The 541-nt window shown below is 37.0% G+C and carries 1 pseudogene; it reads right to left on the minus strand.

Features of this window, described 5'->3' with window-relative positions:
• Nucleotides 1-541: pseudogene (locus DMC01_RS15580) on the minus strand (hypothetical protein); the annotation flags it as partial.

The following is a 541-nucleotide window of genomic DNA, read 5'->3' on the forward strand; positions in this document are numbered from 1 at the left end:
CTCAGATCGCTCTGCATAGGCTTTAAATTCATAAGACATTCCTATTGAATTCTTTTCATACATACCACCTGTAAGCTGTAAGCTTAGAAATTCAACCTGACGCAATCTTGCCTTAAATCCATGCAATCTATCATAACTCAAAAATCCTCTTAGATCCCCTAGGATCCCAGCTGCTAATTCCCATTCTGCCATAATTAAAAACCCATCACTTAAATGAGCTAGGCCCCTATTTTTTTCTACCTCCTCATATAAATAAGCAAGATCTTTATTTATAAGCTTACCATCCTCATCTACTCCTGCATAGGCTTCATAAGGTATGTCTATAACAGCACTTCTTAAGCCACTTCGTATCACTAAATACTTATATCTTTCCCTCTTGGTCTTTAAGCTTTCATAATAAGCCTTTTCTTTTTTAGTCCAAGGAGCTATCTTGCCTCTTGGTGGATCATTTAGATATAAATCTTGCCAAGCCTTAAATTCAAGTAGCGTTGAGCTAGCTCCTGTTTTTAAGGTAGGATCTAAGTAAATGGGCTTGTAGGAT

The sequence above is a fragment of the Campylobacter troglodytis genome, assembly GCF_006864425.1.
In the GTDB taxonomy this organism is placed as follows: Bacteria; Campylobacterota; Campylobacteria; order Campylobacterales; family Campylobacteraceae; genus Campylobacter_D; species Campylobacter_D troglodytis.